This window comes from Streptomyces sp. SDT5-1 (assembly GCF_052245995.1).
Classification (GTDB): Bacteria; Actinomycetota; Actinomycetes; order Streptomycetales; family Streptomycetaceae; genus Streptomyces.
On the sequence record NZ_CM125963.1, the window covers coordinates 2,617,823 to 2,639,336 of the forward strand.

The following is a 21,514-nucleotide window of genomic DNA, read 5'->3' on the forward strand; positions in this document are numbered from 1 at the left end:
ACACCATGAGCGTCAGCGTCGAACCGGACCCTCCTTCGGGAGGCCCGGCACAGCCGCGCAGACTCCGCACCGTTCCGCACCCGCAGCCCGCGGCCGCGATCTCCCTGCGGGACCGCGCCCGCGGGGCGCTCCTCGGGCTCGCCGTCGGCGACGCGCTCGGGGCGCCCGCGGAGAACATGAAGCCGTCCCAGATCCGCGAACGCTGGGGCCGCATCGAAGGCTTCGTCTCCGCCGACCCCGCGGGCACGGACGACACCGAGTACGCGATCTTCTCCGGCCTGCTCCTCGCCGAGCACGGCGCGGGCCTCACCATCGCGCACGTCGAGGCGGCCTGGCACACGTGGATCGCCGACCGCGACGAGGGCCCCTTCAAGGGCGCCGGGTTCAGCGAACGCGGCACCCTCGAGAACCTCCGCCGCGGGCTCGCCGCCCCCATCTCGGCCCAGCACCGGCACGCCTGGAGCGACGGCCTCGCCATGCGCGCGGCGCCCTTCGGGGTCTACGCGGCGGGCCGCCCCGCGGAGGCGGCCCGCCTGGTGTCCATCGACGGCACGGTGTCGCACGACGGGGAGGGCATCCACGGCGGCCGCGCGGTCGCCGCGGGCGTGGCGGCGGCGATGGTGAGCCACAACCCGGACGCGGTGGTGCAGGCGGCGCTCTCCGTGGTCCCTGAGGACTCCTGGACGGGCCGCTCCCTGCACCGCGCGGTCGCGGCGGCGCGCCGGGCCCGCAGGGACCCGGACGGCACGCAGCTCTCGATGGAGCGGGCCGTGCGCAAGGCCGTCGTCATCGGCGGCTATCCGTGGACGGACCTCGCGCCCGAGGCGGTCGGCCTGGCCTTCGGCGCGTTCGCGGTGGCCCGCGGGGACTTCCGCGAGTCCGTCCTCACGGCCGTCAACATGGGCCGCGACGCGGACACGACGGCGGCGGTGGCGGGGGCGTTGGCAGGTGCCCTGTGCGGCGAGTCGTCGATTCCCTCGCCCTGGGCGTCGGCGATCGGGCCGGTCCGCGGCAGTTGCCTCCCGTCGATGGCCGGCCGCCACGTCCTCGACGTGGCAGACCGCCTGACGCCTCCGCCGCCGGACCGTGAGGGGGCGGTGGCATGAATCCCGATCACGCCACGGGGCTCCGCCCCGGCCCCCGCGCCTCAAACGCCGGCGAGGCTGAAAATGCCCACTCTTCGAGCGCAGGCCCGGCAAATCAAGCCCCTCCCGGACACTCAAGCGCAGGTCCGGATATTCAAGCCCCTGCGGCGATCGAGCAGCGGGGTCCGGGGCAGAGCCCCGAGAGCGCAACGCCGGTTCGGCAAGATCAAGCCCCGCCGGCGATTGAGGCGCGGGGTCCGGGGCAGAGCCCCGCGGGCGCAACCGCATCCGCCGCCACGAACATCGGCCGCATCGAGGGCCTCCTCCTCGGGATCGCCGCGGGGGACGCCGCCGGGTGGCCGTCGGGACGACACCGCGCCGCCCGGCTCCCGGACTGGACCCGCCGCCTCACCCGCGAACTCGACACCTTCGCCGAGCAGAACGCCACCACCACCCTCCCCGTCCCCATCGCCCTCAACCAACCCCCCGAACCCCTCCGCCTCGGCCCCTCCGACGACGCCGAATGGGCCGCCTTCACCGCGTACGCCGTCCTCGCCGCCCACGCCGACGGCCTCACCGACCTGGACCCCACCCACCGCGTCCGCTCCTCCCTCGCCCTCGCCTGGAACACCCTCGCCGACGAGATCGCCGCCGCCGCGGCCCACGCCGACGAGATCGAGTCCGCCGACATCCCGCTGCGCGCCCGCATCTCCGTCCGCGCCGGCCTCGGCAACCTCGCCGCCGGCCTGCGCCCGCCCGCCACCGGCCACGACAACCCGCACTACTTCGACGACGCCGCCTGCGTCCGCGCCGCCGTCCTCGCCACCGTCCACCCGGGCAACCCCCAACAGGCCGCGGAACTCGCCGAGTTCGACGCCCGCTACACCCAGGACGGCGACGGCGTGCACGGCGCCCGCGCGATGGCCGCCGCCGTCGCCACCGCCCTCACCGGCGCCCCCGTCGACGCCTGCGTGGACGCCGCCCTCGCCCAGCTCCCCGCCGGCACCGAGATCCACCGCAACGCCCACCGCGCCGTCGAACTCGGCCGCGCCGCCGCCGCGGCCCGCCCCGGGCAGCCCGGCAACGCGTTCGCCCTGGTCCCCGTCCTGGAACACGAGATCGTCGACCACGTCTACAGCTACGGCATCGCCGCGGCCGAGACCGTCCCCGTCGCCCTCGCCGTGGCGACGGCCGCCGCGGGCTCGGTCACCGAGGCCGTGCCCACCGCCGCCTGCCTGTCCCGCGTCGCGGACTCGGCGCCCGCCCTGACCGGCGCCCTCACCGGAGCCGTCGGCGGCGCAGCGGCACTGCCCGACACCTGGCGGAACGCCTGCGACATCCTCGCGGGCTGCGCGCTGCCGCAACTCGCGGGGACCCGTCTGACGACCCTCGCCGGACGCCTCGCCCGCGCCACCTCCAACTCCCCTGCAGTGGAAGGAACTTCACCATCATGAGCGTCTCACTGGAGGACCGCACCACCGGCGCCCTCGTCGGCGCGGCCGTGGGCGACGCGCTCGGCGGCCCGGTCGAGGGCTGGACCCCGGAGGCCATCGCGGAACGGCACGGGGGCCGCGTCCGCGGCATCGTGGAGCCCTTCCACAAGGACGACTGGCGGACGGCACGGCCCATCGCGCCGTACCACAAGGGCGACGGCCACGTCACCGACGACACCTTGATGACGCACGCCCTCGTCCGCGTCTACGAGAAGGTCCGCGACCACCTCGACGCGTACGCGGTCGCCGACCACCTCGTCCCCGACCTGATCACCACCCCCCGCTGGATCCCGGAGCTCGAGGCCGAGGCCCTCCCCCTCCAGCGCATCTTCCTCGCCGAGAAGTGGATCGTCGCGCGCATCCACTACGGGCACGTGGACCCGCGCGAGGCGGGTGTCGGCAACATCGTGAACTGCGGCGCCGCGATGTACATGGCGCCGGTCGGCGCGGTCAACGCGGGCAATCCGCTCAAGGCCTACGAGGAGGCCCTCGACGTCGCGGGCGCGCACCAGTCCTCGTACGGCAGGGAGGCGGCGGGCGTCTTCGCGGCGGCGGTCGCGGCGGCGTACAAACCGGACGCCACCCCCGAATCCGTCGTCGAGGACGCCCTCGCCCTCGCCAAGGACGGCACCCGCTCGGCGATCGAGGCGGTCTGCGAAGTGGCCTCCCGCTACGACGACTTCGAGGACGCCCTGGCCCCGCTGCGCGAGGCGGTCACCCCCTTCGACACGGTCGGCCCCGACTACCGCAAGCCGTCGCTCGGCGCCCGCCGCCCCTCCCGGCTGCACGCCATCGAGGAACTCCCCATCGCCCTCGGCATGCTCCTCGTCGGCCGCGGCGACTACCGCCACACCGTGCTCGGCTCCGTCAACTACGGCCGCGACTGCGACTCGATCGCCACGATGAGCGGGGCGATCGTCGGGGCGCTGTACGGGGAGGGGGCGGTGCCCAAGGAGTGGAGCGCGGAGGTGGCGCAGGCCAGCAGACTGGACCTGCACGGTCCCGCGGCCTCGCTCTCCCGGGTCGCCCGCGAGGTCCACGCGAAGGACCTCGACCGGCGCCGCGCCCACGAAGCCGCGTTCGCGGCGATCGCGGGCCTCTGATGCTGCGCCTCACCTGGACCCAGCCCGAGGACCTCATCACCCACGAGCTGCGCCAGGCGGAACAGGACGGCCGCGACGCCTCCGCGATCGCGTCCCGCTGGCTGGCGGCGGGCGGCCACCCGTCCCCGGCCCGGGCGGGCGCGTCCACCGTCCCGGCGTCACCCGAACTCCGCGCGTTGGCCGAGCGCCTCCTCGACGAACTCGCCGCGATCCCCTCACCGTTGCCCGAACCGACAGACCTCGCGTCGATCGAGTCGACGACAAACACGCCTCCCCCACCCCACCCCCTCCAGCCGTCAAGGAGCGCAGACGCGGGAGCGGAAGGGCCGGGATTTCAGCCCCTCCGGCGTTTGAGGAGCGGGGTCCGGGGCGGAGCCCCGGGGGCGGGAGGCAGGCGGGGTCCAGGGGCGGAGGCCCCGGTTTCGGGAAGGGGTGGGGTGGGGGAGGAAAACGCCCCGGTCGACCGGCTGCACGCCGCCTGGCTCGGCCGCGCCGCCGGCTGCCTGCTCGGGAAGCCCGTCGAGAAGGTGACGCTCGACGGGATCAGGGCCATCGCCCGGTCCACCGGCAACTGGCCGCTGAGCGGATGGTGGACCGCACGGAACCTGGACCCGGAGGTCGCCGCCGCCCACCCCTGGAACCGCCGCAGCGCCCCCACCTCCCTCGCCGAGAACATCGACGGCATGCCGGAGGACGACGACCTCAACTACCCCCTCCTCGCCCTCCTCCTGATCCAACGTCACGGCACGGACTTCACCACCGACGACGTCGCACGACTCTGGCTCGACGAACTCCCCGCAGGCCGCACCTTCACCGCCGAACGCATCGCCTACCGCAACCTCCTCACCGGCCTGGCCCCCCCGCACACGGCGACGTACAGAAACCCCTTCCGTGAATGGATCGGCGCCCAGATCCGCGCCGACGTCTTCGGCTGGATCAGCCCCGGCGACCCACGACACGCGGCCCGTCTCGCCCACCGGGACGCCGTTCTCACCCACACCGCGAACGGCGTCTACGGCGCGATGTTCACGGCCGCCGCCATCGCCACGGCCGCCGACGGCACGTCCGACGTGCACGACGCACTCCGCGCCGGCCTGTCCGTCGTACCCCCGCGCTCCCGCTACGCCGCCGCCGTCCACCGCGGCATCGAACTCGCCCACACCCACGCCGACTTCGACACCGTCGTCGACGAACTGCACGCCGCCTACTCCGACCACCACTGGGTCCACGTGCTGCCCAACGCCGCCCTCCTCGCCGCCGCCCTCACCCACGCAGACGGCGACTTCGAGGGCTCCATCTGCCGCGCGGTGTCCGGTGGCTGGGACACCGATTCCAACGGCGCGACCGCGGGCTCGGTCACGGGCCTGCTCGCCGGGCACCCGGACGCGCTCGGCGACCGCTGGACCGCCCCGCTGAAGAACCGGCTCGCCACCTCGGTCGCCGGCTTCGACGGCATCGGCTTCGACGAACTGGCCCGGCTCACCCTGGAGGCCCGCGCATGACACCCCCCACCGCCCACGACGAAACCACCGAAACAGCCCGAGGACCCCTCACCGGCCTGCGCGTCCTCGACCTCGCCACCCTCTTCGCCGGACCGATCTGCGCCACGATGCTCGGCGACTTCGGCGCCGAGGTCATCAAGGTGGAGCATCCGCGCAGGCCCGACCCGTCCCGAGGCCACGGCCCGTCGAAGGACGGCGTCGGCCTGTGGTGGAAGACCCTCGGCCGCAACAAGAAGAACCTCACCCTCGACCTCTCCTCCCCCGGCGGCCGCGAGATCCTCCTCAAGCTCGTCGCGGACGCGGACGTCGTCGTCGAGAACTTCCGCCCCGGCACCCTGGAGAAGTGGCACCTCGGCTGGGACGAGCTGAGCGCCGCCAACCCGCGCCTGGTCCTCGCCCGCGTCACCGGCTTCGGCCAGTTCGGCCCGTACGCCCGCCGCCCCGGATTCGGCACGCTCGCCGAGGCCATGTCCGGCTTCGCCGCGATCACCGGCCAGCCCGACGGACCGCCCACGCTCCCCCCGTTCGGCCTCGCCGACTCCGTCGCCGCGCTCGCCACGTCGTACGCGATCATGACGGCGCTCCACGCACGGGAGACGACGGGCCGCGGCCAGGTCGTCGACATGGCGATCATCGAGCCGATGCTGGCGATCCTCGGCCCGCAGGCCACCTGGTACGACCAGCTCGGCTACGTACAGCCGCGCACCGGCAACCGCTCCACCAACAACGCGCCGCGCAACACCTACCGCACCAGCGACGACAAGTGGGTCGCCGTCTCCACCTCGGCGCAGTCGATCGCCGAGCGGGTGCTGCACCTCGTGGGACACCCCGAGTTCATCGGCGAGGAGTGGTTCGCGACGGGCTCGGGACGCGCGCGGCACGCCGACGAGCTGGACGCGGCGGTCGGCGCGTGGATCGGCGCCCATACGCGCGACGAGGTCGTGGCCGCCTTCGAGAAGGCCGAGGCCGCCATCGCCCCGGTCTACGACGTCCGCGACGTCCTGGCCGACGAGCAGTACCGGGCCCTGGACTCCGTCACCGAACTCCCCGACCCCGACCTCGGGACGGTCAAGATGCAGAACGTGCTGTTCCGGCTCTCCGAGACCCCCGGCGGCATCCGCTGGACGGGCCGGCCGCACGGCGCGGACACCGACGAGATCCTGGGCGGCCTCGGCCTGTCGGAGGCGGACGTGGCGTCCCTGCGGGAGGCGGGATCGGTATGAGCGAGCGGCTGGACAAGGTGTTCCTGACCTGGCTCTACGTCCCCGGGGACCGCCCGGACGTGGTCGCCAAGGCGCTCGGCTCGGGCGCGGACGTGGTCCTCGTCGACCTGGAGGACGCGGTCGCCCCCGACCGCAAGGCGTACGCCCTCGACGCGACCGCGGAACTCCTCGCCGACAAGCACCGGGTGCCGGTGCACGTCCGCGTCAACGCGCTGGACGGGCCGCTCGCCGAGCACGAGGTGCGCCGCCTCACCCCGCTCCCCGGCCTGGACGCGCTGCGGCTCCCGAAGGTGGCGGGGCCAGCGGATCTGACCCGCGTACAGGAGTGGGCGGTGGAGGTCCCGCCGCTGTACGCGCTCCTGGAGTCGGCGGTCGGCGTCGAGCACGCCTACGACATCGCGGCGCACCACGCCGTGCACGGCATCGCGCTCGGCGAGGCGGATCTCCGTGCCGACCTCGGTGTCACGGACGCGGCGGGCCTCGCGTGGGTGCGCGGCCGTGCGGTCGTCGCGGCGCGCGCGGCCCTGCTGCCGCCACCGCCGCAGTCCGTGTACCCGGACGTCCGCGACACGGCGGGCCTAGCCCGCTCCTGCGCGGAGGGCCGGGCGCTCGGTTTCCTGGGCCGCACGGCGATCCATCCGCGTCAGCTCCCGGTGATCGAGGAGGCGTTCCGTCCGACGGAGGCGGAGGTGGCGGCGGCCCAGGAGATCGTGTGCGCGGCGGCCACGGACGCCGGAGCGCTCGCGCTCCCGGACGGCCGCTTCGTCGACGCGGCGGTGGTGGCGGCAGCGCGCCGAACGCTGCGGCTGGCCGCGACCGGCACGTAACGGCAAAGGGCGCCGAACCATCCGGTCCGGCGCCCTCGGGACGGAAGTCCGTCAGCTCTTCTTGAGCTCCACCTCGTCCTTGGCCTCGTCGTCCGTCTCGGCGGCGTCGTCCCCGGCGCCCGGCTCGACGACCTCCTCGCGGCCGGGGCGCTTGCGCGCCGACAGCACCATGTAGAGCACGGCCAGCAGGAAGACGCCGAGCGCCGTCCAGCAGTTGAGCCGCAGACCGAGGATGTGGTGCGCGTCGTCCACGCGCATGTACTCGATCCAGAACCGGCCGACGCAGTACGAGGCGACGTACAGCGCGAACGCCCGCCCGTGCCCGAGCTTGAACTTCCGGTCCGCCCAGATGACGAGCAGCGCGACGCCGATGCACCACAGCGACTCGTACAGGAACGTCGGATGGTAGGTGCCCGGCACGCGGCCGTCCGTGTCCGAGGTGATCTTCAGGGCCCACGGCACGTCGGTGGCCCGGCCGTACAGCTCCTGGTTGAACCAGTTGCCCCAGCGGCCGATGGCCTGGGCGAGAGCGATGCCGGGCGCGATGGCGTCGGCGTACGCCGGGAGCGGGATGCCACGGCGGCGGGCCCCGATCCAGGCGCCGACCGCGCCGAGCGCGATGGCGCCCCAGATGCCGAGGCCGCCCTCCCAGACCTTGAAGGCGTCGACCCAGTCACGGCCCTCGCTGAAGTACAGCTCGTAGTCCGTGATCACGTGGTACAGACGCCCGCCGACCAGGCCGAAGGGCACCGCCCAGACGGCGATGTCGGCGACGGTGCCGGGGCGCCCGCCGCGGGCGATCCAGCGCCGGTTGCCGAGCCAGACGGCCACGAAGACGCCGATGATGATGCAGAACGCGTAGCCGCGCAGCGGAATGGGTCCGAGATAGACCACTCCGCGCTCGGGGCTGGGGATGAAGGCAAGTTCCATGGCAGGTCCGACGCTACCGTGCCGGGCCGCGGGCACGACGGGCAGCCCGGCAACGGCTGCGTAACAGCTCCGACTACTTGTTCGCGTCCTCGACCATCTTCTTGAACTTGGCCGGGGTCAGGGTCTGGTCGCTCAGGATGTCCTTGCCGTTCAGCCGGACGGTCGGCGTCCCGTTGTACTTCGCGTCCTGGAACGCCTTGTACGTCTTGTTCACCCAGCTGTCGTGCGTCCCCTTGTTCACACAGGACTTGAACGTGCCGGTGTCGAGTCCGCCGACCTTCCCCGCGAGCTCGATCAGCTTGTCGTTGCTCGCGTACGCGTCGTCGGTCTCCTCCGGCTGGTTCTCGAACAGCACGTCGTGGTAGTCGCGGAACTTGCCGGCGTCCTGCGCGCACGCCGCCGCGTTGGCCGCGCGGAGCGAGCCGCTGCCCTTCAGGTTCGAGTCGATCAACGTCACCAGGTGGTAGTTGACCTTCAGCTCGCCCGCGTCGGCGAGCTCGTGGATCGTCGAGCGGTATCCGTCCTCGAAGGACTTGCACGCGGGGCAGCGGAAGTCCTCCCAGACCTCCAGGGTCGACTTCGCGCCCGCCTTGCCGACGGGGATCGCCAGCTCGTCCTTGCCGGTGGCCCCCTTCGGCGCGACCACGGGACCCGACGCGGCATCGCTCGAATCGTCGTCGCCCGAATTCGCGGCGACCACCCCGATCACCGCGGCCAGGCCGAGGACGCACACCACGGCCGCGCCCACGATCAACGTCCTGCGCCGCTTCTCGGCGGCCTTCTGCTTCTCGCGCTCGGCGGCCAGGCGCTCGCGGGCCGCGCGCTTTCCCTCTCGATTCTTCTCGCTCACACCCGCGCCAACGAACCGGGGAGGCACGAGCGTCCCTCCCCGGTCCGGTTTCCACCCATATGGGTGACGTAACTCGCTGTTACGTCGGGTGGTTCCTACGCCTTGTCGCGTACGCCGGCGGCGAGTTCACCGGCGAGGGCGCGGACCGCGTCGAGCCCGGCCTTCTCGTCGGGGGCGTCCAGCATCCGCTTCACGAACGCCGAGCCGACGATGACGCCGTCGGCGAAGCCCGCGACCTCCTTGGCCTGCGCCGCGTTCGAGACGCCGAGGCCCACGCAGACCGGCAGGTCGGTGGTGGCCCTGGTGCGCTCGACGAGCTCCTTGGCCTGGTTGCCGACGGACTCGCGGGTGCCGGTGACGCCCATCAGGGACGCCGCGTACACGAAGCCCGAACCGGCCGCCGTGATGGTGGCGAGGCGCTCGTCCTTGCTGCTGGGCGCGACGACGAAGACGGTCGCGAGACCGTGCTTGTCGGCATGCTCGCGCCACACCGCGGACTCCTGCACCGGCAGGTCGGGCAGGATGCAGCCCGCGCCGCCCGCCTCGGCGAGCTCGGCGGTGAACCGCTCGATGCCGTAGCGGTCGATGGGGTTCCAGTACGTCATGACGAGGACCGGCTTGCCGGTGGCCTCGTGGGCCTCCCGGACCGTGCGCATGACGTCCTTGATCTTGAGGCCGCCGCGCAGCGCGATGTCGTCGGCGGTCTGGATGACCGGGCCGTCGAGCACCGGGTCGGAGTGCGGCAGGCCCACCTCGACCACGTCGGCGCCGCCGTCGAAGGCGGCCTTGACGGCCTCGATGCCGCCGTCGACGGTCGGGAAGCCCGCGGGCAGGTAGGCGATGAGGGCGGAGCGGCCCTCGGCCTTGGCGCCGGCCAGGGTGTCGTTCAGCAGTTGGACGTTCCCGCTCACTTGGCGTCTCCCTCAATCTCGGCCACCTCGGTGTCGGCGTTCGCGGCCACGGCGCCGTCCGTGTCGTACAGGCCGAAGTAGCGGGCCGCGGTGTCCATGTCCTTGTCGCCGCGCCCGGACAGGTTGACGATGATCAGCCCGTCCTTGCCCAGCTCCTTGCCGACGTCGAGGGCGCCCGCGAGGGCGTGCGCCGACTCGATGGCCGGGATGATGCCCTCGGTCCGCGACAGCAGGCGCAGCGCCTGCATCGCGGCGTCGTCGGTGACCGCGCGGTACTCGCCGCGCCCCGAGTCCTTGAGGTAGGCGTGCTCGGGGCCGATGCCCGGGTAGTCGAGGCCCGCCGAGATCGAGTACGGCTCGGTGATCTGGCCCTCCTCGTCCTGGAGGACGTACGAGCGGGAGCCGTGCAGGATGCCGGGCTCGCCCGCGCTGAGGGTCGCCGCGTGCTCGCCGGTCTCGATGCCGTGGCCCGCCGGCTCGCAGCCGATCAGGCGGACGTCGGTGTCCGGGATGAAGGCGTGGAACAGGCCGATGGCGTTGGAGCCGCCGCCGACGCAGGCGATCGCGGCGTCCGGGAGGCGGCCGGCGCGCTCCAGGATCTGGCGGCGCGCCTCGACGCCGATGACCCGGTGGAAGTCGCGGACCATGGCGGGGAACGGGTGCGGGCCCGCGACCGTGCCGAACAGGTAGTGCGTGTTGTCGACGTTGGCGACCCAGTCGCGGAACGCCTCGTTGATGGCGTCCTTGAGGGTGCGGGAGCCGGACTTCACGGCCTCGACCTCGGCGCCGAGCATGCGCATGCGGGCCACGTTGAGGGCCTGGCGCTCGGTGTCGATCTCGCCCATGTAGATCTTGCACTCGAGGCCGAGCAGCGCGCAGGCGGTGGCCGTCGCGACGCCGTGCTGACCGGCGCCGGTCTCGGCGATGACGCGGGTCTTGCCCATCCGCTTGGTGAGCAGGGCCTGGCCCAGCACGTTGTTGATCTTGTGCGAGCCGGTGTGGTTCAGGTCCTCGCGCTTGAGGAAGACGCGGGCGCCCCCGGCGTGCTCGGCGAACCGGGGCACCTCGGTGAGGGCGCTCGGGCGGCCGGTGTAGTGGACGAGCAGCTCGTCGAGCTCGGCGGCGAACGCCGGATCGTTCTTGGCCTTGTCGTACTCGACGGCGACCTCGTCCACGGCGGCGACGAGGGCCTCCGGGATGAACTTGCCGCCGAACGCGCCGAAGTAGCCCTCCGCGCTCGGGATCCGACCCTCCGGGTCAGGGATGAAGTAGTCGCTGGACATGCGTGTGCCTCACGGTTTCAGGTGTGTGATCACTAAAGGCCGTGGGGCGTCAGGGACTGCGTGCGACGGTTGTCCGTGGTGACCTGCGCCCACGCGACGGAGTCGCAAATCAATACAGTCCCGCGCCCCTTACAGGGGCGCTCTGCCATCGCATTCCGTTGATCTGCCCGGGTTCCGCGCCGATGTGGTAGCGGACGCGGCGGCCGCGGACACGCCTCGCCGGCGCGCGGCAGCCGCGGGGGCGGCAGCCGGGGGCGAGGCGGGCGGCAATGGGCATGGGCGTGAGTTTAGCGTCCGTGGCGCAGGGCCGGGTGCGCGCCCGCCGCGACGAGGTCGGCGACCGCGGACTTCGGGTCGCGGCCGGTCACCAGGGACTCGCCGACGAGGACGGCGTCCGCGCCCGCGTTGGCGTACGCGATCAGGTCGTGCGGGCCGCGCACGCCGGACTCGGCGACCTTGACGATGTGGTCGGGGATGTCCGGGGCGACGCGCTCGAAGGTGCCGCGGTCGACCGAGAGGTCCTTGAGGTTGCGCGTGTTGATGCCGATGACCTTGGCCCCGGCGTCGACCGCGCGCTCCACCTCGTCCTCGTCGTGGGCCTCGACGAGCGGCGTGAGGCCGATGGACTCGGCGCGCTCGATGAGGGACTCCAGGGCGGGCTGCTCCAGGGCCGCGACGATCAGCAGCGCGAGGTCGGCGCCGTACGCGCGGGCCTCCCACAGCTGGTACGAGGTGACGATGAAGTCCTTGCGCAGGACCGGGATGTCGACCTTGGCGCGGACGGCCTCCAGGTCGGCGAGCGAGCCGCCGAACCGGCGCTGCTCGGTGAGGACGGAGATGACGGCCGCGCCGCCCGCCTCGTAGTCGGCGGCGAGTGCGGCCGGGTCGGCGATCGCGGCGAGCGCACCCTTGGAGGGGCTGGACCGCTTGACCTCGCAGATCACCTTGACGCCGTCGCCCTTGAGCGCGGCCACGCCGTCCTTCGCCGGGCGAGCCTTCGCCGCGCGCTCCTTGAGCTCGTCGAGGCTGACGCGCGCCTGCCGCTCCGCAAGGTCGGCACGGACTCCGTCGATGATCTCGTCGAGCACACTCACGCGAGCGGACTCCTTTCCGGGCATCCCCTGGGTGTTCATCTGGTCCTTGTGAATGGTATCCGGCGCGGGGCCTTGGTCCCGCATCCGGTTGACGTCGGTCCCACTACCTGGACACCTGCCGTTGATCAAGGTGCCAGGAAGCCACCGAAGGGCAGGTTCCGGACAACCGTGAACGCGAGCACCACCGCGCCCACGGCCCACAGCTGGGCGCGGCCGAGCGCGAGGCTCACCGCCCTGCCGCGCGCCGCCCGGGCGGCCCACACGGTCCACACCACGGCGAACAGGGCGTAGCCGACGACGGCGAGGGCGTTGGCACCGAGCGCGCCCGCGAGGTCTCCGTGGACGATCGCGTGGGCGCTGCGCAGGCCGCCGCAGCCGGGGCAGAAGGCGCCGGTGAGCTGGAGGAACGGGCAGGCCGGGTAGTGGCCCGGCTCGTTCGGGTCGACGGTGCCGACGTACGCGAAGGCGAGCGCGACGCCGCCGAGCACGCCGAACGGGACGGCGAGGCGGCGCAGGGCGCCGGGGCGGGCGGCGGGTTCGGTCGTCTCGACGGTCACTCGTGCATTCTGCATCCGTGTCCGCGCGGCCGCTCCCCGGGAAACGCGAAAGGGGTGGTGCGGCCGGTCGGCCGCTCCACCCCTTTCGCGCTGGTACGACGAGGGCTCAGGCCTCCGAGCCCGCGGCCTGCGTCGCCCCGGTGGACTTGAGCTGCAGCTCGGCACGCTTCGGCTTGCCCATGCCGGCCGCGCTCATCGCGCCGCCGACGATCGCGGCGACCGCGAGCAGGGCGATGCCGGCCCAGAACCCGGCGACGCTGCCCATCACCATGAAGGCGCCCGCGACACAGAAACCGATGAAGGCGATGATGACACCGGTCCAGGCGGCCGGGGTGTGTCCGTGGCTGCTGTCCGCCATGGCTTGCTCCTCGTTGCTTATGGCCTATGCGTACGTATGACGTACGACGTTCCTACCCATTGTCCCGCACGCGCGCGGAACGTCGTACGCGGGGGTCAGGCGCCCGTCGGGTCCTCGCCGCGGTCGATGGCCTTCCACAGCTCCTCGGGGCGGTCGGGGTCGACGGCCTTGCGGCGGGTCTTCGGGGCGCCGGAGCGCTCGTAGCGGCCGCCCATCGACGGCCAGGCGGCACCGTAGATCACGGCGAGGATGCCGGCGATCAGGATGAGCGCGCCGCCCGCCGCGGAGACGTAGGGCCAGGCGGTGCTGCTGAGGGCGTGGATGGTCGCGGAGGCGTCGCCCGCGGCCTGCGCGGCCTTCTCGTCGAGCGCGGCGCTGTCGCCCGCGCCGAGCACGGCGGCGGCGACGGCGCCCGCGCCGCTGAGCGTGAGCAGGACGGCGACCAGGAGGCGGCCGACCTTGCGGACCGCGAAGACGGCGACGAGCGCGGCGAGGCCCACTATGGCGAGGGCGGCGGGGACGCCCGTGACGTCGCTGCCCTTCGCGGTCAGCGGCAGCTTGCCGCCCGCGACGGCGGCGACGCCCGAGCACCACTCCTGCCGGGACGCGAGCAGGGCGACCGCGGCCCCGGCGGCCCCGCAGAGCAGGGCGACGGCGAGGCTGCGCCGGCCGTTCGACGAGGAAGCGGCCTGATCGGCCGACTCGGCGGCATCGGTACGGGGGTGCGGTACAGCAGTCACGTACTCCACTATCGCCTGCCTGTCCCGGTTTACGTGACCCGGGGGCCGGAGTCGTGCGTCACTTCACAGCGTCCGCCACCTCACATCCGGTTCGCGGTGTGCACGGCGCGCAGTACGGCCGCCGCCTTGTTGCGGCATTCGGTGTCCTCGGCGACCGGGTCGGAGTCCGCGACGACGCCCGCTCCCGCCTGCACGTACGCGGTGCCGTCGCGGAGCAGCGCGGTCCGGATCGCGATGGCGGTGTCGGAGTCGCCCGCGAAGTCGAGGTAGCCGACGCAGCCGCCGTACACACCGCGCCGGGACGGCTCCAGCTCGTCGATGATCTGGAGGGCGCGGGGCTTGGGGGCGCCGGAGAGGGTGCCGGCGGGGAAGCAGGAGGTGAGGACGTCGAAGGCGGTGCGGCCCTCGGCGACGGTGCCCGTCACGGTCGACACGATGTGCATGACGTGGCTGTACTTCTCGATGCTCATGAAGTCGACGACCTCGACGGAGCCGGGCTCGCAGACCCGCCCCAGGTCGTTGCGCCCGAGGTCGACGAGCATCAGGTGCTCGGCCCGCTCCTTGGGGTCGCCGAGCAGCTCCTCGGCGAGGTCGTGGTCCTCCTGCGGCGTCGCGCCGCGCGGCCGGGTCCCGGCGATGGGGTGCACCATGGCGCGCCCGTCCTCGACCTTGACCAGGGCCTCGGGCGAGGAGCCGACGACGTCGAATCCGTCGAAGCGGAACAGGTACATGTACGGGGACGGGTTCGTGGCCCGCAGCACCCGGTACACGTCCAACGCGCTTGCGGTGCACGGGGTTTCGAAGCGCTGCGAGGGGACGACCTGGAAGGCCTCGCCGGCCCGGATGCGCTCCTTGATGTCCTCGACGGCGGCCTGGTACTGCTTGCCGCCCCACAGCGCCGTGACTGTGCCATTTTCAAACGGGGGCAGCTCCGACGCCGGGAGCGCGGTCGGGGCCGTCTGGACCGGCTTGGCGAGGTCGGCCTCCATGGCGTCGAGGCGGGCGACGGCGTCGGCGTAGGCCTCGTCGACGCCGGTCTCCAGGTCGTTGTGGTTGATCGCGTTGGCGATGAGGAGGACCGAACCGTCCCAGTGGTCGAGCACGGCCAGGTCGCTGGTGAGCAGCATCGTCAGCTCGGGCAGCTTGAGGTCGTCGCGCTCCCCCGGGCCGACCTTCTCCAGGCGGCGCACGATGTCGTAGCCGAGATAGCCGACCATGCCGCCGGTGAACGGGGGCAGGCCCTCGTAGCGCGGGGTGTGCAGGGTCTGCACGGTGGCGCGCAGGGCGGCGAGCGGATCGCCGTCGACGGGGACGCCGACGGGCGCTGTGCCGAGCCAGTGGGCCTGCCCGTCCCGCTCGGTCAGGGTGCCGGCGGAGCGCACGCCGACGAACGAATAGCGGGACCAGGAGCGGCCGTTCTCCGCGGACTCCAGGAGGAACGTGCCGGGCCGCTCGGCGGCGAGCTTGCGGTACAGACCGACGGGCGTGTCACCGTCCGCGAGGAGCTTGCGGCTGACAGGAATCACTCGGCGGTCGGTCGCGAGCTTGCGGAAGGTCTCCAGATCCATGGCACGAGCCTACTTCCGTCGGGCCCCCGCCCCGCGCGCCTGCCCAGGTGGTGGAACGCGCCCCGCTAGAAGTGAACGGTGACGACCACCAAGACCCGTAAGAACCCGGCGGTCCGGCGCGCCCTGCCCGGCATCGCACTCGCCGCCGTCGCCGTGACCGCGCTGACCGGCGCCGCTCCCGCCCCCTCCGCCGACGACTGGGCGGCGCCCGCGCCGCGGGAGGTCGAGGGGCGGGTGCACGCGGCGGGCCTGGAGATGCTGGACACCGAGAAGCTGACCATGCACATCCACCCGCACCTCACCGTGTACGCGGGCGGGCGACAGGTGACCGTGCCCGCGGACATCGGCATCGACCGGTCGGGCGCGAAGCCCCGCTACAGCCCGCTGCACACCCACGACACCAGCGGCACCGTGCACGTGGAGTCGGCCCGGTGGCGGGACTTCACGCTCGGCCAGTTCCTCACGGAGTGGGGCGTGCGCCCGACGTGCCGGGCCGAGGTCGACGGGGCGGCGGTGCCGGGCGACCCGGCGGGGATCGTCTTCCGGGACGGTCAGCGGATCACGCTGCGGTGTCGCTGACCGGGAGTTCGTCGCGGTCGAAGCAGGTGCGGGCGCCGGTGTGACAGGCGGCGCCCACCTGGTCGACCTTCACGAGGACGGTGTCCGCGTCGCAGTCGAGGGCGACCGACTTCACGTGCTGGAAGTGGCCCGAGGTGTCGCCCTTGACCCAGTACTCCTGGCGGCTGCGCGACCAGTACGTGCAGCGTCCGGTGGTCAGGGTGCGGTGCAGCGCCTCGTCGTCCATCCAGCCGAGCATGAGCACCTCGCCGGTGTCGTACTGCTGGGCGATGGCGGGCACCAGGCCGTCGGCGCTGCGCTTGAGGCGTGCGGCGATGGCCGGGTCGAGGCTGCTGCTGGGTGCGGGCTCGCTGGTCATACGGACCATTGTGCCGCGCCGGGCGCGTCGACCACTGTCCGGTGCGGCGCGGCCGGTCGTAGGCTGACGGCATGTCGACCCATGCCAAGCGTGAACGACTTCTGCTCGCCGATCTGTTGGAGGCCTCGGGCCCGGACGCCCCCACGCTCTGTGAGGGCTGGAACACCCGGGACCTCGCCGCGCACGTGGTGGTGCGCGAGCGCCGGCCCGACGCCGCGGGCGGCATCCTCGTGAAACAGCTCGCCTCGCGCCTCGAGCGGGTGCAGGCCGAGTTCGCGGAGAAGCCGTACGAGGAGCTGATCCAGCTGATCAGGACGGGGCCGCCGCGCTTCTCGCCCTTCTCGCTCAAGCAGATCGACGAGGCGTCGAACGCGATCGAGTTCTACGTCCACACCGAGGACGTGCGCCGCGCGCAGCCCGACTGGACGCCCCGCGAGCTGGACCCGGTCTTCTCCGACGTCCTGTGGTCGCGCCTGGAGCGGATGGCGCGGGTGATGGGCCGCAAGGCGCCGGTCGGCCTCGTGCTGCGCCGCCCGGACGGCCAGACGGCGGTGGCGCACCGCGGCGCCCCCGTGGTCACGGTCACGGGCGCGCCGTCGGAGCTGGTGATGTTCGCGTTCGGGCGACAGGAGTCGGCGGACGTGGAGCTGGACGGCGAGAAGTCGGCGATCGAGCGGCTCACGGAGACGAAGGCGCTGGGCCTGTGACGGGCTGCGGCTCCAGCCGGTAGGCGCTGAGCGCGAGCCCCAGTTCGACGAGGTCGGCGGGGCGGGCGAGGCTGCGCCCGGTGAGCTGTTCGCAGCGGCGGAGCCGGTTGAGGACCGTGTTGCGGTGGCAGTAGAGGCGGGCGGCGGCGCGCTGCGCGGAGCCGTCGCAGTCCAGCCAGGCCGTGAGCGTGTCGAGCAGCAGCGTCCGGTCGGCGGGCGGCAGGGCGAGCAGCGGGCCGAGCACCCGGTCGGTGAGGAGCCTGCCGAGCGCGGGCGCGGCGGCGACGAGGGCGGCGGGCAGCTGTTCGTCGAGGAGTACGGTGCCGCCGCCCGCGGGGCAGATGCGCAGCGCGGTCTCGGCGAGCCGCCGGGCGCCGCCGACCGCGGCGAGTCCCTCGACGGCGGGGCTGACGCCGAGGCGGCGGCCGGGCCGCTCCCCGAGGGCGGCGGCGAGCCGGGCCGCGTCGAGGTCGCCGAGCAGGACGACGCCGCGCCGGGTCCCGGCGTCGGGGACGGTGTGCCAGACGGCGCGGAGCCCGGCCGGAAGCTCGGTCCTGTCCCTTCCGGTGCCGGCCGCGACGACGACGGCGTACCGCCCGCGTTCGGGCAGGTCGAGGGCGGTGGCGGCGTCGGGCAGATCGGCGATGCGCAGGGCGCCGTCGAGGAGGGCGGCGGTGAGGATGCGGCGCCGGTTCTCGCGCCGCCAGGTGAGCTCGCGCTCGGCGCGCCGGTAGGAGTCGGCGACGTGGGTGCAGTGCTCGTCCACGAAGTTCCACACGTCGACGGCGAGGTGCACCAGCAGGTGGGCGTCCTCGGGGTGGCGCAGGGTGACCTCGTCGACGAGCGCCTGCCAGACGAGGGCTCCGCCGAGCCGGAAGGCGTGCGAGACGGCGTCGAGCGGGAAGCCGTGGGCCGCGCGGTCGGCGCCGATCCGGGCGGAGCAGGCGCGGGCGGCGTCCCGGTGGCGCGCGGGGTCGAGCAGCGAGGCGACGCTGTGCCGCAGCGAGCGCTGGATCTCCTCGCGTACGACGCCGGGCTCGGCGTCGATGGCGGCGCGGTAGGCGGGCTCCTGCTCGTACAGCTGCCACGTCAACCGGTCGGTGAGCGCGGGGAGTTGGTCGAGCAGCGGCCGTGCGGCGCGGCGCAGCACGGCGACGGCGTCGGCGGCCTGGGCGCGAGGTCGGGGACGTACGAGATGCGCGGGCATGACGGTCCTCCACGGCTCTGCTCACGAGCCCGCAGAATGACATACCGTCCGGTCGGTCTCCACCCCTCGGGACGAACACGCAGGTGGCGACCCGTGGGCCGCGGCGGGTCACGAGGAATGGTCCGCCGGTTCCGTCGGGGCCAGGAGGCGGGCGAGTTCGACGCGGGAGCGGATGCCGAGGTGGGCGAAGACGTTGCGCAGGTGGTGGTCGACCGTGCGGGGGCTCACCGAGAGGCGGCGGGCCACCTCGCGGTTGGTGTCGCCGCGCGCGACGTGCCGGGCGATGCGGAGCTGCTGGGGTGTCAGGCCGACCAGGTCTCCCGTCGCCTCGGTCTCGGGCGACTGCTCGCCGGTGGCCCGCAGCTCGGCCGCCGTCTGCGCCGCCCAGACCGTCGCGCCGCACCGTTCGAACGCCACCAGCGCGTCGCGCAGCACCGCGCGGGCGCGCGCCGGGCGCCTGGCCCTGCGCAGCCACTTCCCGTAGAGGGCGGCGGTGCGGGCCCGTTCGAAGTCGCCGCCCGCCCGCTCGTGCCGGGCGAGGGCCTCCTCGAAGCTGCATTCGGCGGCGGCCGGGTCGGACGACGCCAACAGGGCCTGGCAGCGTGCCAGTTGGGCCGGGGCCAGCGGGTCGTGGCCGCGCTCCACCCACACCGTGAACTCGCCGACGGCCGCCTGCGCCCCCGCGGGCTCGCCCGCGAGCACGGCCGCCTCCACCAGGCACGGCACGGCCAGCATCCGGACGCCGAAGTGCCCGCGGCGCGGTCCACCGACGAGCGGGCCGAGCCGGGCGGCGGCCCGTGCCGCGTCGCCGCGCGCCAGGTCGGCGCGGGCCAGCGCCCACTGGGCGAGGGTCGCGGCCTGGACGAGACCGTGCCGGTCGGCGGTCTCCTGCGCGGCCGCGGCGTGCCGGGCGACGGTGTCGACGTCCCGGTCGAGCGAGGCGACCAGGGCGAGGACGGCGTGCTGGTGGGCGAGGACGTTGCGCTGCCCCGCAGCGAGCGCGGCCCGCACCCCCTCCTCGGCGTGCGCGCGGGCCCGTGCGTGCCGCCCCGAGCGCAGCTCACCGTAGGCGAGCAGTTCGAGGGCGCGCGGGAGTTCGGCGCCCGCGTCCCGGTCGCGCGCGGCGGCGAGCGCGCGGCTGCCCATGCGGCACGCGGCGTCGACGTCCCCCGCGACCAGGGCGGCGGCCCCGGCCCGCAGCAGCGCGGCCGGCTCCCGCTCCCCCGCGGACCGCGCCACGACCCGCCGCAGCACGACCCGGCCGACACCGGCCCGCTCTCCCAGGGACGCGGCCATGCCGACCCGGTAGTCGAACTCCGCCGCCCGCCCGCTCCCGCCGTGCTCGACGGCCTCCCGGTACCCCGCCGCGTCCCCCAGCGCCCAGGACGCCTCCGCCGCGCCGAGCCTGGCCTCGACCGCGTCGGATCCCGCGCACAGCCGGGCCGCGAGCAGCAGGGACTCGCGGGCGTCGGCCACCGGCCCGTCGCGCAGCGCCAGCAGTCCGCGGACCAGCGCGGCACGGCCCCGTACGGGCTCCGCCACGTCCCCTGCCCCGCCCAGGAGTTCGCGGGCCAGGTGCGGGCGGCCCGCGAGGCGCGCGTGGTCGGCCGCCGCGATCAGCCGCTCGGCCCGTACGGCGGGGTCGTCGGCGAGCCGCGCGGCGTGCGCGAGGGCGGTGGCCCGCTCCCCGTGCGGGGCGCCGTCGGCCGCCGCGAGCTCCGCGCCGAGTCGCGCGTCCGGGTAGACGGCGCCGAGCAGCCGGTGCAGCAGCCCCGCGGCGCGCTGTCGCTCGCCCGTCGCGGCGGCGGCGAGCGCCCGGTGCGCGGCCCTGCGCCGCTCCGGAGCCGCGGCCTCGTACACCCCGCGCCGCCCGGGCAGCCGCAACAGGCCGTCCGTGCCGCGCCGCAGCCCCGCGCGTTCGGCCGCGTCCAGGGCGTCCGCGCCGAACCCGGCCGCGGCGGCGGCCCGCAGCACGAGGGCCGCGTCGACGCCGGGCCCCTCGGGGTCGGCCTCGTACGCGGCGGCGGCGAGCAACAGCACGGTTCTTCCGCTCACTCGCAGCACGGTAGGCCCGAATCGGCGCACGCGCAGCGCCGGTTGGTCGAAAACCCAACCGGTGCCGTCACGCACTGGTCCCGTGCACAAGGCCTCAGGACCTCACGAGGTGTGCGGGCAGTTCCCCCGGTACTCCGCGATCGTCAGGCTCGAACTCGGCAGCGGGCAGAGGAACTGCTCGTACCGGGTGTCGTTGTCGATGAAGCGCTTCAGCCATGAAATGCTGTACTTCGCGATCGTGGTGTTGGAGGTGTTCGGCGTGAAGTGCGTGGCGCCGCGCAGCTCCAGGTACGCCTTGTCCAGCGAGCCAGGCAGGCTCTGGTAGAAGGGCTCGGAGTGCGTCGCGACCGGCGCGATGGTGTCGCCGTCGGCGCCCACGACGAGCGTCGGGGTCTTCACCTCGGGCCAGGTCTTGTCGAGGTTCCAGCCGGTCAGCGGGATCGCCGCCTGGAGCGAGGGACGGCTCTTGGCGGCCTCCAGCGTGCCGCCGCCGCCCATGGAGTGGCCCATGACGCCGAGCCGGCTCGTGTCGATGCGGGTGCGCACCGAGCTCTTCTCGGTCAAGTAGTCGAGCGCGGACAGGAGTTGGCGGCCCCGGCTGTCGGGCTGGTCGAGCGTGGTGTTGGTGTCGATGGTGAAGACGACGAAGCCCTGCGAGGCGAGGCGCGGGCCCAGCCAGGCGATGGACGACTGGTACGCCGTGTAGCCCGGCGAGATAGCGACGGCGCCGAACGTGCCGTCGGCCGTGGACGTCGGGTAGTAGATGGTGCCGCCGCCGAAGCCGCTGACGCTCAGCGAGGAGACGCTGGTCTGGGAGACGGCGTAGGGGCCGCGCGAGGCCTCGATGCTGGAGACGGTGGGGGCGGGGCCGCGCTCGTACGGGTTCTCCGCGGCGTGCGCGGTGAGGGACTGCTGGGTGGCGAGCCCGCCGACGGCCAGCAGGGCGGCGAGGCCCGTGCGGATCAGCCGGGTGCGGAGTCTGCTCGCGGCTCGCCTGCCGTGCACGGGGGGCGCCGCACTGGTGTGCTGCTGCACGATGACGCGTTCCTCTCGGGAGGGCGGAGCCCGTCCCGGGGCGCCGCCG

Annotated in this window: 21 protein-coding genes and 1 pseudogene; 8 read left to right on the forward strand and 14 right to left on the reverse strand. The window is 73.9% G+C overall.

Annotated elements, in window-relative coordinates; all coding sequences use genetic code 11:
• The first annotated feature begins 5 nt into the window (after nucleotides 1-5).
• From ACTWJ8_RS12240 to ACTWJ8_RS12265, 6 genes are read left to right on the forward strand one after another with little or no spacing between them, the layout of a single operon-like run.
• Nucleotides 6-1,106, forward strand: coding sequence for an ADP-ribosylglycohydrolase family protein (locus ACTWJ8_RS12240; RefSeq protein WP_356388082.1), 1,101 nt, complete (start codon nucleotides 6-8; stop codon nucleotides 1,104-1,106).
• Nucleotides 1,103-2,539: an ADP-ribosylglycohydrolase family protein gene (locus ACTWJ8_RS12245; protein ID WP_443263816.1), complete on the forward strand. Its 1,437-nt coding sequence runs from the start codon at nucleotides 1,103-1,105 to the stop codon at nucleotides 2,537-2,539. The genes ACTWJ8_RS12240 and ACTWJ8_RS12245 overlap by 4 nt, the downstream gene beginning before the upstream one ends.
• Complete coding sequence (locus ACTWJ8_RS12250; RefSeq protein WP_443263817.1) at nucleotides 2,536-3,681, forward strand: ADP-ribosylglycohydrolase family protein; 1,146 nt, start codon at nucleotides 2,536-2,538, stop codon at nucleotides 3,679-3,681. The genes ACTWJ8_RS12245 and ACTWJ8_RS12250 overlap by 4 nt, the downstream gene beginning before the upstream one ends.
• Nucleotides 3,681-5,183, forward strand: a complete 1,503-nt coding sequence (locus ACTWJ8_RS12255) for an ADP-ribosylglycohydrolase family protein (RefSeq protein WP_443263818.1) — start codon at nucleotides 3,681-3,683, stop codon at nucleotides 5,181-5,183. Before ACTWJ8_RS12250 ends, ACTWJ8_RS12255 begins: the two co-directional genes overlap by 1 nt.
• Nucleotides 5,180-6,406 (forward strand): CaiB/BaiF CoA transferase family protein, encoded by a 1,227-nt coding sequence (locus ACTWJ8_RS12260; RefSeq protein ID WP_443263819.1) that lies wholly within the window; start codon nucleotides 5,180-5,182, stop codon nucleotides 6,404-6,406. Before ACTWJ8_RS12255 ends, ACTWJ8_RS12260 begins: the two co-directional genes overlap by 4 nt.
• The gene (locus ACTWJ8_RS12265; protein WP_356388072.1) at nucleotides 6,403-7,233 is read left to right on the forward strand and encodes an HpcH/HpaI aldolase/citrate lyase family protein; all 831 of its coding nucleotides are present in this window, start codon (nucleotides 6,403-6,405) and stop codon (nucleotides 7,231-7,233) included. The genes ACTWJ8_RS12260 and ACTWJ8_RS12265 overlap by 4 nt, the downstream gene beginning before the upstream one ends.
• Nucleotides 7,234-7,311: 78 nt before the next feature.
• Here ACTWJ8_RS12265 and lgt read toward each other — a convergent pair.
• From lgt to ACTWJ8_RS12315, 10 genes and pseudogenes are all read right to left on the reverse strand, one after another.
• A pseudogene (lgt, locus tag ACTWJ8_RS12270) lies at nucleotides 7,312-8,163 on the reverse strand (prolipoprotein diacylglyceryl transferase); the annotation flags it as partial.
• Nucleotides 8,164-8,236: 73 nt separating this feature from the next.
• Complete coding sequence (locus tag ACTWJ8_RS12275) at nucleotides 8,237-9,013, reverse strand: thioredoxin domain-containing protein (protein ID WP_356388070.1); 777 nt, start codon at nucleotides 9,011-9,013, stop codon at nucleotides 8,237-8,239.
• A gap of 95 nt (nucleotides 9,014-9,108) precedes the next feature.
• The gene (gene trpA / locus ACTWJ8_RS12280; RefSeq protein ID WP_356388068.1) at nucleotides 9,109-9,924 is read right to left on the reverse strand and encodes a tryptophan synthase subunit alpha; all 816 of its coding nucleotides are present in this window, start codon (nucleotides 9,922-9,924) and stop codon (nucleotides 9,109-9,111) included.
• A complete protein-coding gene (gene trpB, locus ACTWJ8_RS12285; protein WP_356388066.1) occupies nucleotides 9,921-11,207 on the reverse strand; it encodes a tryptophan synthase subunit beta in 1,287 nt (428 codons plus the stop codon). The genes trpA and trpB overlap by 4 nt, the downstream gene beginning before the upstream one ends.
• 109 nt (nucleotides 11,208-11,316) lie before the next feature.
• Nucleotides 11,317-11,484 carry a tryptophan biosynthesis modulator TrpM gene (trpM, locus tag ACTWJ8_RS12290; protein WP_443263820.1) on the reverse strand — a complete coding sequence of 56 codons (168 nt, stop codon included), beginning with the start codon at nucleotides 11,482-11,484 and terminating at the stop codon, nucleotides 11,317-11,319.
• Nucleotides 11,485-11,494: 10 nt separating this feature from the next.
• Entirely contained in the window at nucleotides 11,495-12,301 is an 807-nt protein-coding gene (gene trpC, locus ACTWJ8_RS12295; protein ID WP_356388064.1) for an indole-3-glycerol phosphate synthase TrpC, read from the reverse strand.
• A gap of 125 nt (nucleotides 12,302-12,426) precedes the next feature.
• Entirely contained in the window at nucleotides 12,427-12,873 is a 447-nt protein-coding gene (locus tag ACTWJ8_RS12300) for a DUF2752 domain-containing protein (RefSeq protein ID WP_356388062.1), read from the reverse strand.
• Between the two features lie 91 nt (nucleotides 12,874-12,964).
• Nucleotides 12,965-13,216, reverse strand: coding sequence for an HGxxPAAW family protein (locus ACTWJ8_RS12305; RefSeq protein WP_356388060.1), 252 nt, complete (start codon nucleotides 13,214-13,216; stop codon nucleotides 12,965-12,967).
• A gap of 95 nt (nucleotides 13,217-13,311) precedes the next feature.
• Nucleotides 13,312-13,965: a TIGR02234 family membrane protein gene (locus ACTWJ8_RS12310; protein ID WP_356388058.1), complete on the reverse strand. Its 654-nt coding sequence runs from the start codon at nucleotides 13,963-13,965 to the stop codon at nucleotides 13,312-13,314.
• Between the two features lie 71 nt (nucleotides 13,966-14,036).
• On the reverse strand, nucleotides 14,037-15,524 hold the full coding sequence (locus ACTWJ8_RS12315; protein ID WP_443263821.1) for an anthranilate synthase component I: 1,488 nt from the start codon (nucleotides 15,522-15,524) through the stop codon (nucleotides 14,037-14,039).
• A gap of 78 nt (nucleotides 15,525-15,602) precedes the next feature.
• Here ACTWJ8_RS12315 and ACTWJ8_RS12320 point away from each other — a divergent pair, with 78 nt between their 5' ends.
• Nucleotides 15,603-16,103 carry a hypothetical protein gene (locus tag ACTWJ8_RS12320; protein WP_356388054.1) on the forward strand — a complete coding sequence of 167 codons (501 nt, stop codon included), beginning with the start codon at nucleotides 15,603-15,605 and terminating at the stop codon, nucleotides 16,101-16,103.
• On the opposite strand, the gene hisI is transcribed toward ACTWJ8_RS12320, so the two are convergent.
• Nucleotides 16,084-16,461 carry a phosphoribosyl-AMP cyclohydrolase gene (hisI, locus tag ACTWJ8_RS12325; protein ID WP_356388052.1) on the reverse strand — a complete coding sequence of 126 codons (378 nt, stop codon included), beginning with the start codon at nucleotides 16,459-16,461 and terminating at the stop codon, nucleotides 16,084-16,086. The two genes, ACTWJ8_RS12320 and hisI, sit on opposite strands and share 20 nt — an antisense overlap.
• Nucleotides 16,462-16,532: 71 nt before the next feature.
• Between hisI and ACTWJ8_RS12330 the strand changes: the two genes are divergently transcribed.
• Entirely contained in the window at nucleotides 16,533-17,168 is a 636-nt protein-coding gene (locus ACTWJ8_RS12330) for a TIGR03085 family metal-binding protein (protein WP_356388050.1), read from the forward strand.
• Here the strand turns inward: ACTWJ8_RS12330 and ACTWJ8_RS12335 are convergent.
• The 3 genes from ACTWJ8_RS12335 to bdeA form a co-directional block, all read right to left on the reverse strand.
• Nucleotides 17,140-18,375, reverse strand: coding sequence for a PucR family transcriptional regulator (locus tag ACTWJ8_RS12335; protein ID WP_443263822.1), 1,236 nt, complete (start codon nucleotides 18,373-18,375; stop codon nucleotides 17,140-17,142). The genes ACTWJ8_RS12330 and ACTWJ8_RS12335 overlap by 29 nt on opposite strands.
• 108 nt (nucleotides 18,376-18,483) lie before the next feature.
• Complete coding sequence (locus ACTWJ8_RS12340; protein ID WP_443263823.1) at nucleotides 18,484-20,430, reverse strand: LuxR C-terminal-related transcriptional regulator; 1,947 nt, start codon at nucleotides 20,428-20,430, stop codon at nucleotides 18,484-18,486.
• A 102-nt stretch (nucleotides 20,431-20,532) separates the two neighbouring features.
• A complete protein-coding gene (bdeA, locus tag ACTWJ8_RS12345; RefSeq protein ID WP_443263824.1) occupies nucleotides 20,533-21,465 on the reverse strand; it encodes a bis(hydroxyethyl) terephthalate hydrolase in 933 nt (310 codons plus the stop codon).
• Nucleotides 21,466-21,514 lie beyond the last annotated feature (49 nt).

Coding starts and splice junctions, on each gene's coding strand:
- ACTWJ8_RS12240 (WP_356388082.1), top strand. CDS start 6: ATGAGCGTCAGCGTCGAACCGGACCCTCCTTCGGGAGGCCCGGCACAG.
- ACTWJ8_RS12245 (WP_443263816.1), top strand. CDS start 1,103: ATGAATCCCGATCACGCCACGGGGCTCCGCCCCGGCCCCCGCGCCTCA.
- ACTWJ8_RS12250 (WP_443263817.1), top strand. CDS start 2,536: ATGAGCGTCTCACTGGAGGACCGCACCACCGGCGCCCTCGTCGGCGCG.
- ACTWJ8_RS12255 (WP_443263818.1), top strand. CDS start 3,681: ATGCTGCGCCTCACCTGGACCCAGCCCGAGGACCTCATCACCCACGAG.
- ACTWJ8_RS12260 (WP_443263819.1), top strand. CDS start 5,180: ATGACACCCCCCACCGCCCACGACGAAACCACCGAAACAGCCCGAGGA.
- ACTWJ8_RS12265 (WP_356388072.1), top strand. CDS start 6,403: ATGAGCGAGCGGCTGGACAAGGTGTTCCTGACCTGGCTCTACGTCCCC.
- trpB (WP_356388066.1), bottom strand. CDS start 11,207: ATGTCCAGCGACTACTTCATCCCTGACCCGGAGGGTCGGATCCCGAGC.
- trpM (WP_443263820.1), bottom strand. CDS start 11,484: ATGCCCATTGCCGCCCGCCTCGCCCCCGGCTGCCGCCCCCGCGGCTGC.
- ACTWJ8_RS12300 (WP_356388062.1), bottom strand. CDS start 12,873: ATGCAGAATGCACGAGTGACCGTCGAGACGACCGAACCCGCCGCCCGC.
- ACTWJ8_RS12305 (WP_356388060.1), bottom strand. CDS start 13,216: ATGGCGGACAGCAGCCACGGACACACCCCGGCCGCCTGGACCGGTGTC.
- ACTWJ8_RS12315 (WP_443263821.1), bottom strand. CDS start 15,524: ATGGATCTGGAGACCTTCCGCAAGCTCGCGACCGACCGCCGAGTGATT.
- hisI (WP_356388052.1), bottom strand. CDS start 16,461: ATGACCAGCGAGCCCGCACCCAGCAGCAGCCTCGACCCGGCCATCGCC.
- ACTWJ8_RS12330 (WP_356388050.1), top strand. CDS start 16,533: ATGTCGACCCATGCCAAGCGTGAACGACTTCTGCTCGCCGATCTGTTG.
- ACTWJ8_RS12335 (WP_443263822.1), bottom strand. CDS start 18,375: ATGCCCGCGCATCTCGTACGTCCCCGACCTCGCGCCCAGGCCGCCGAC.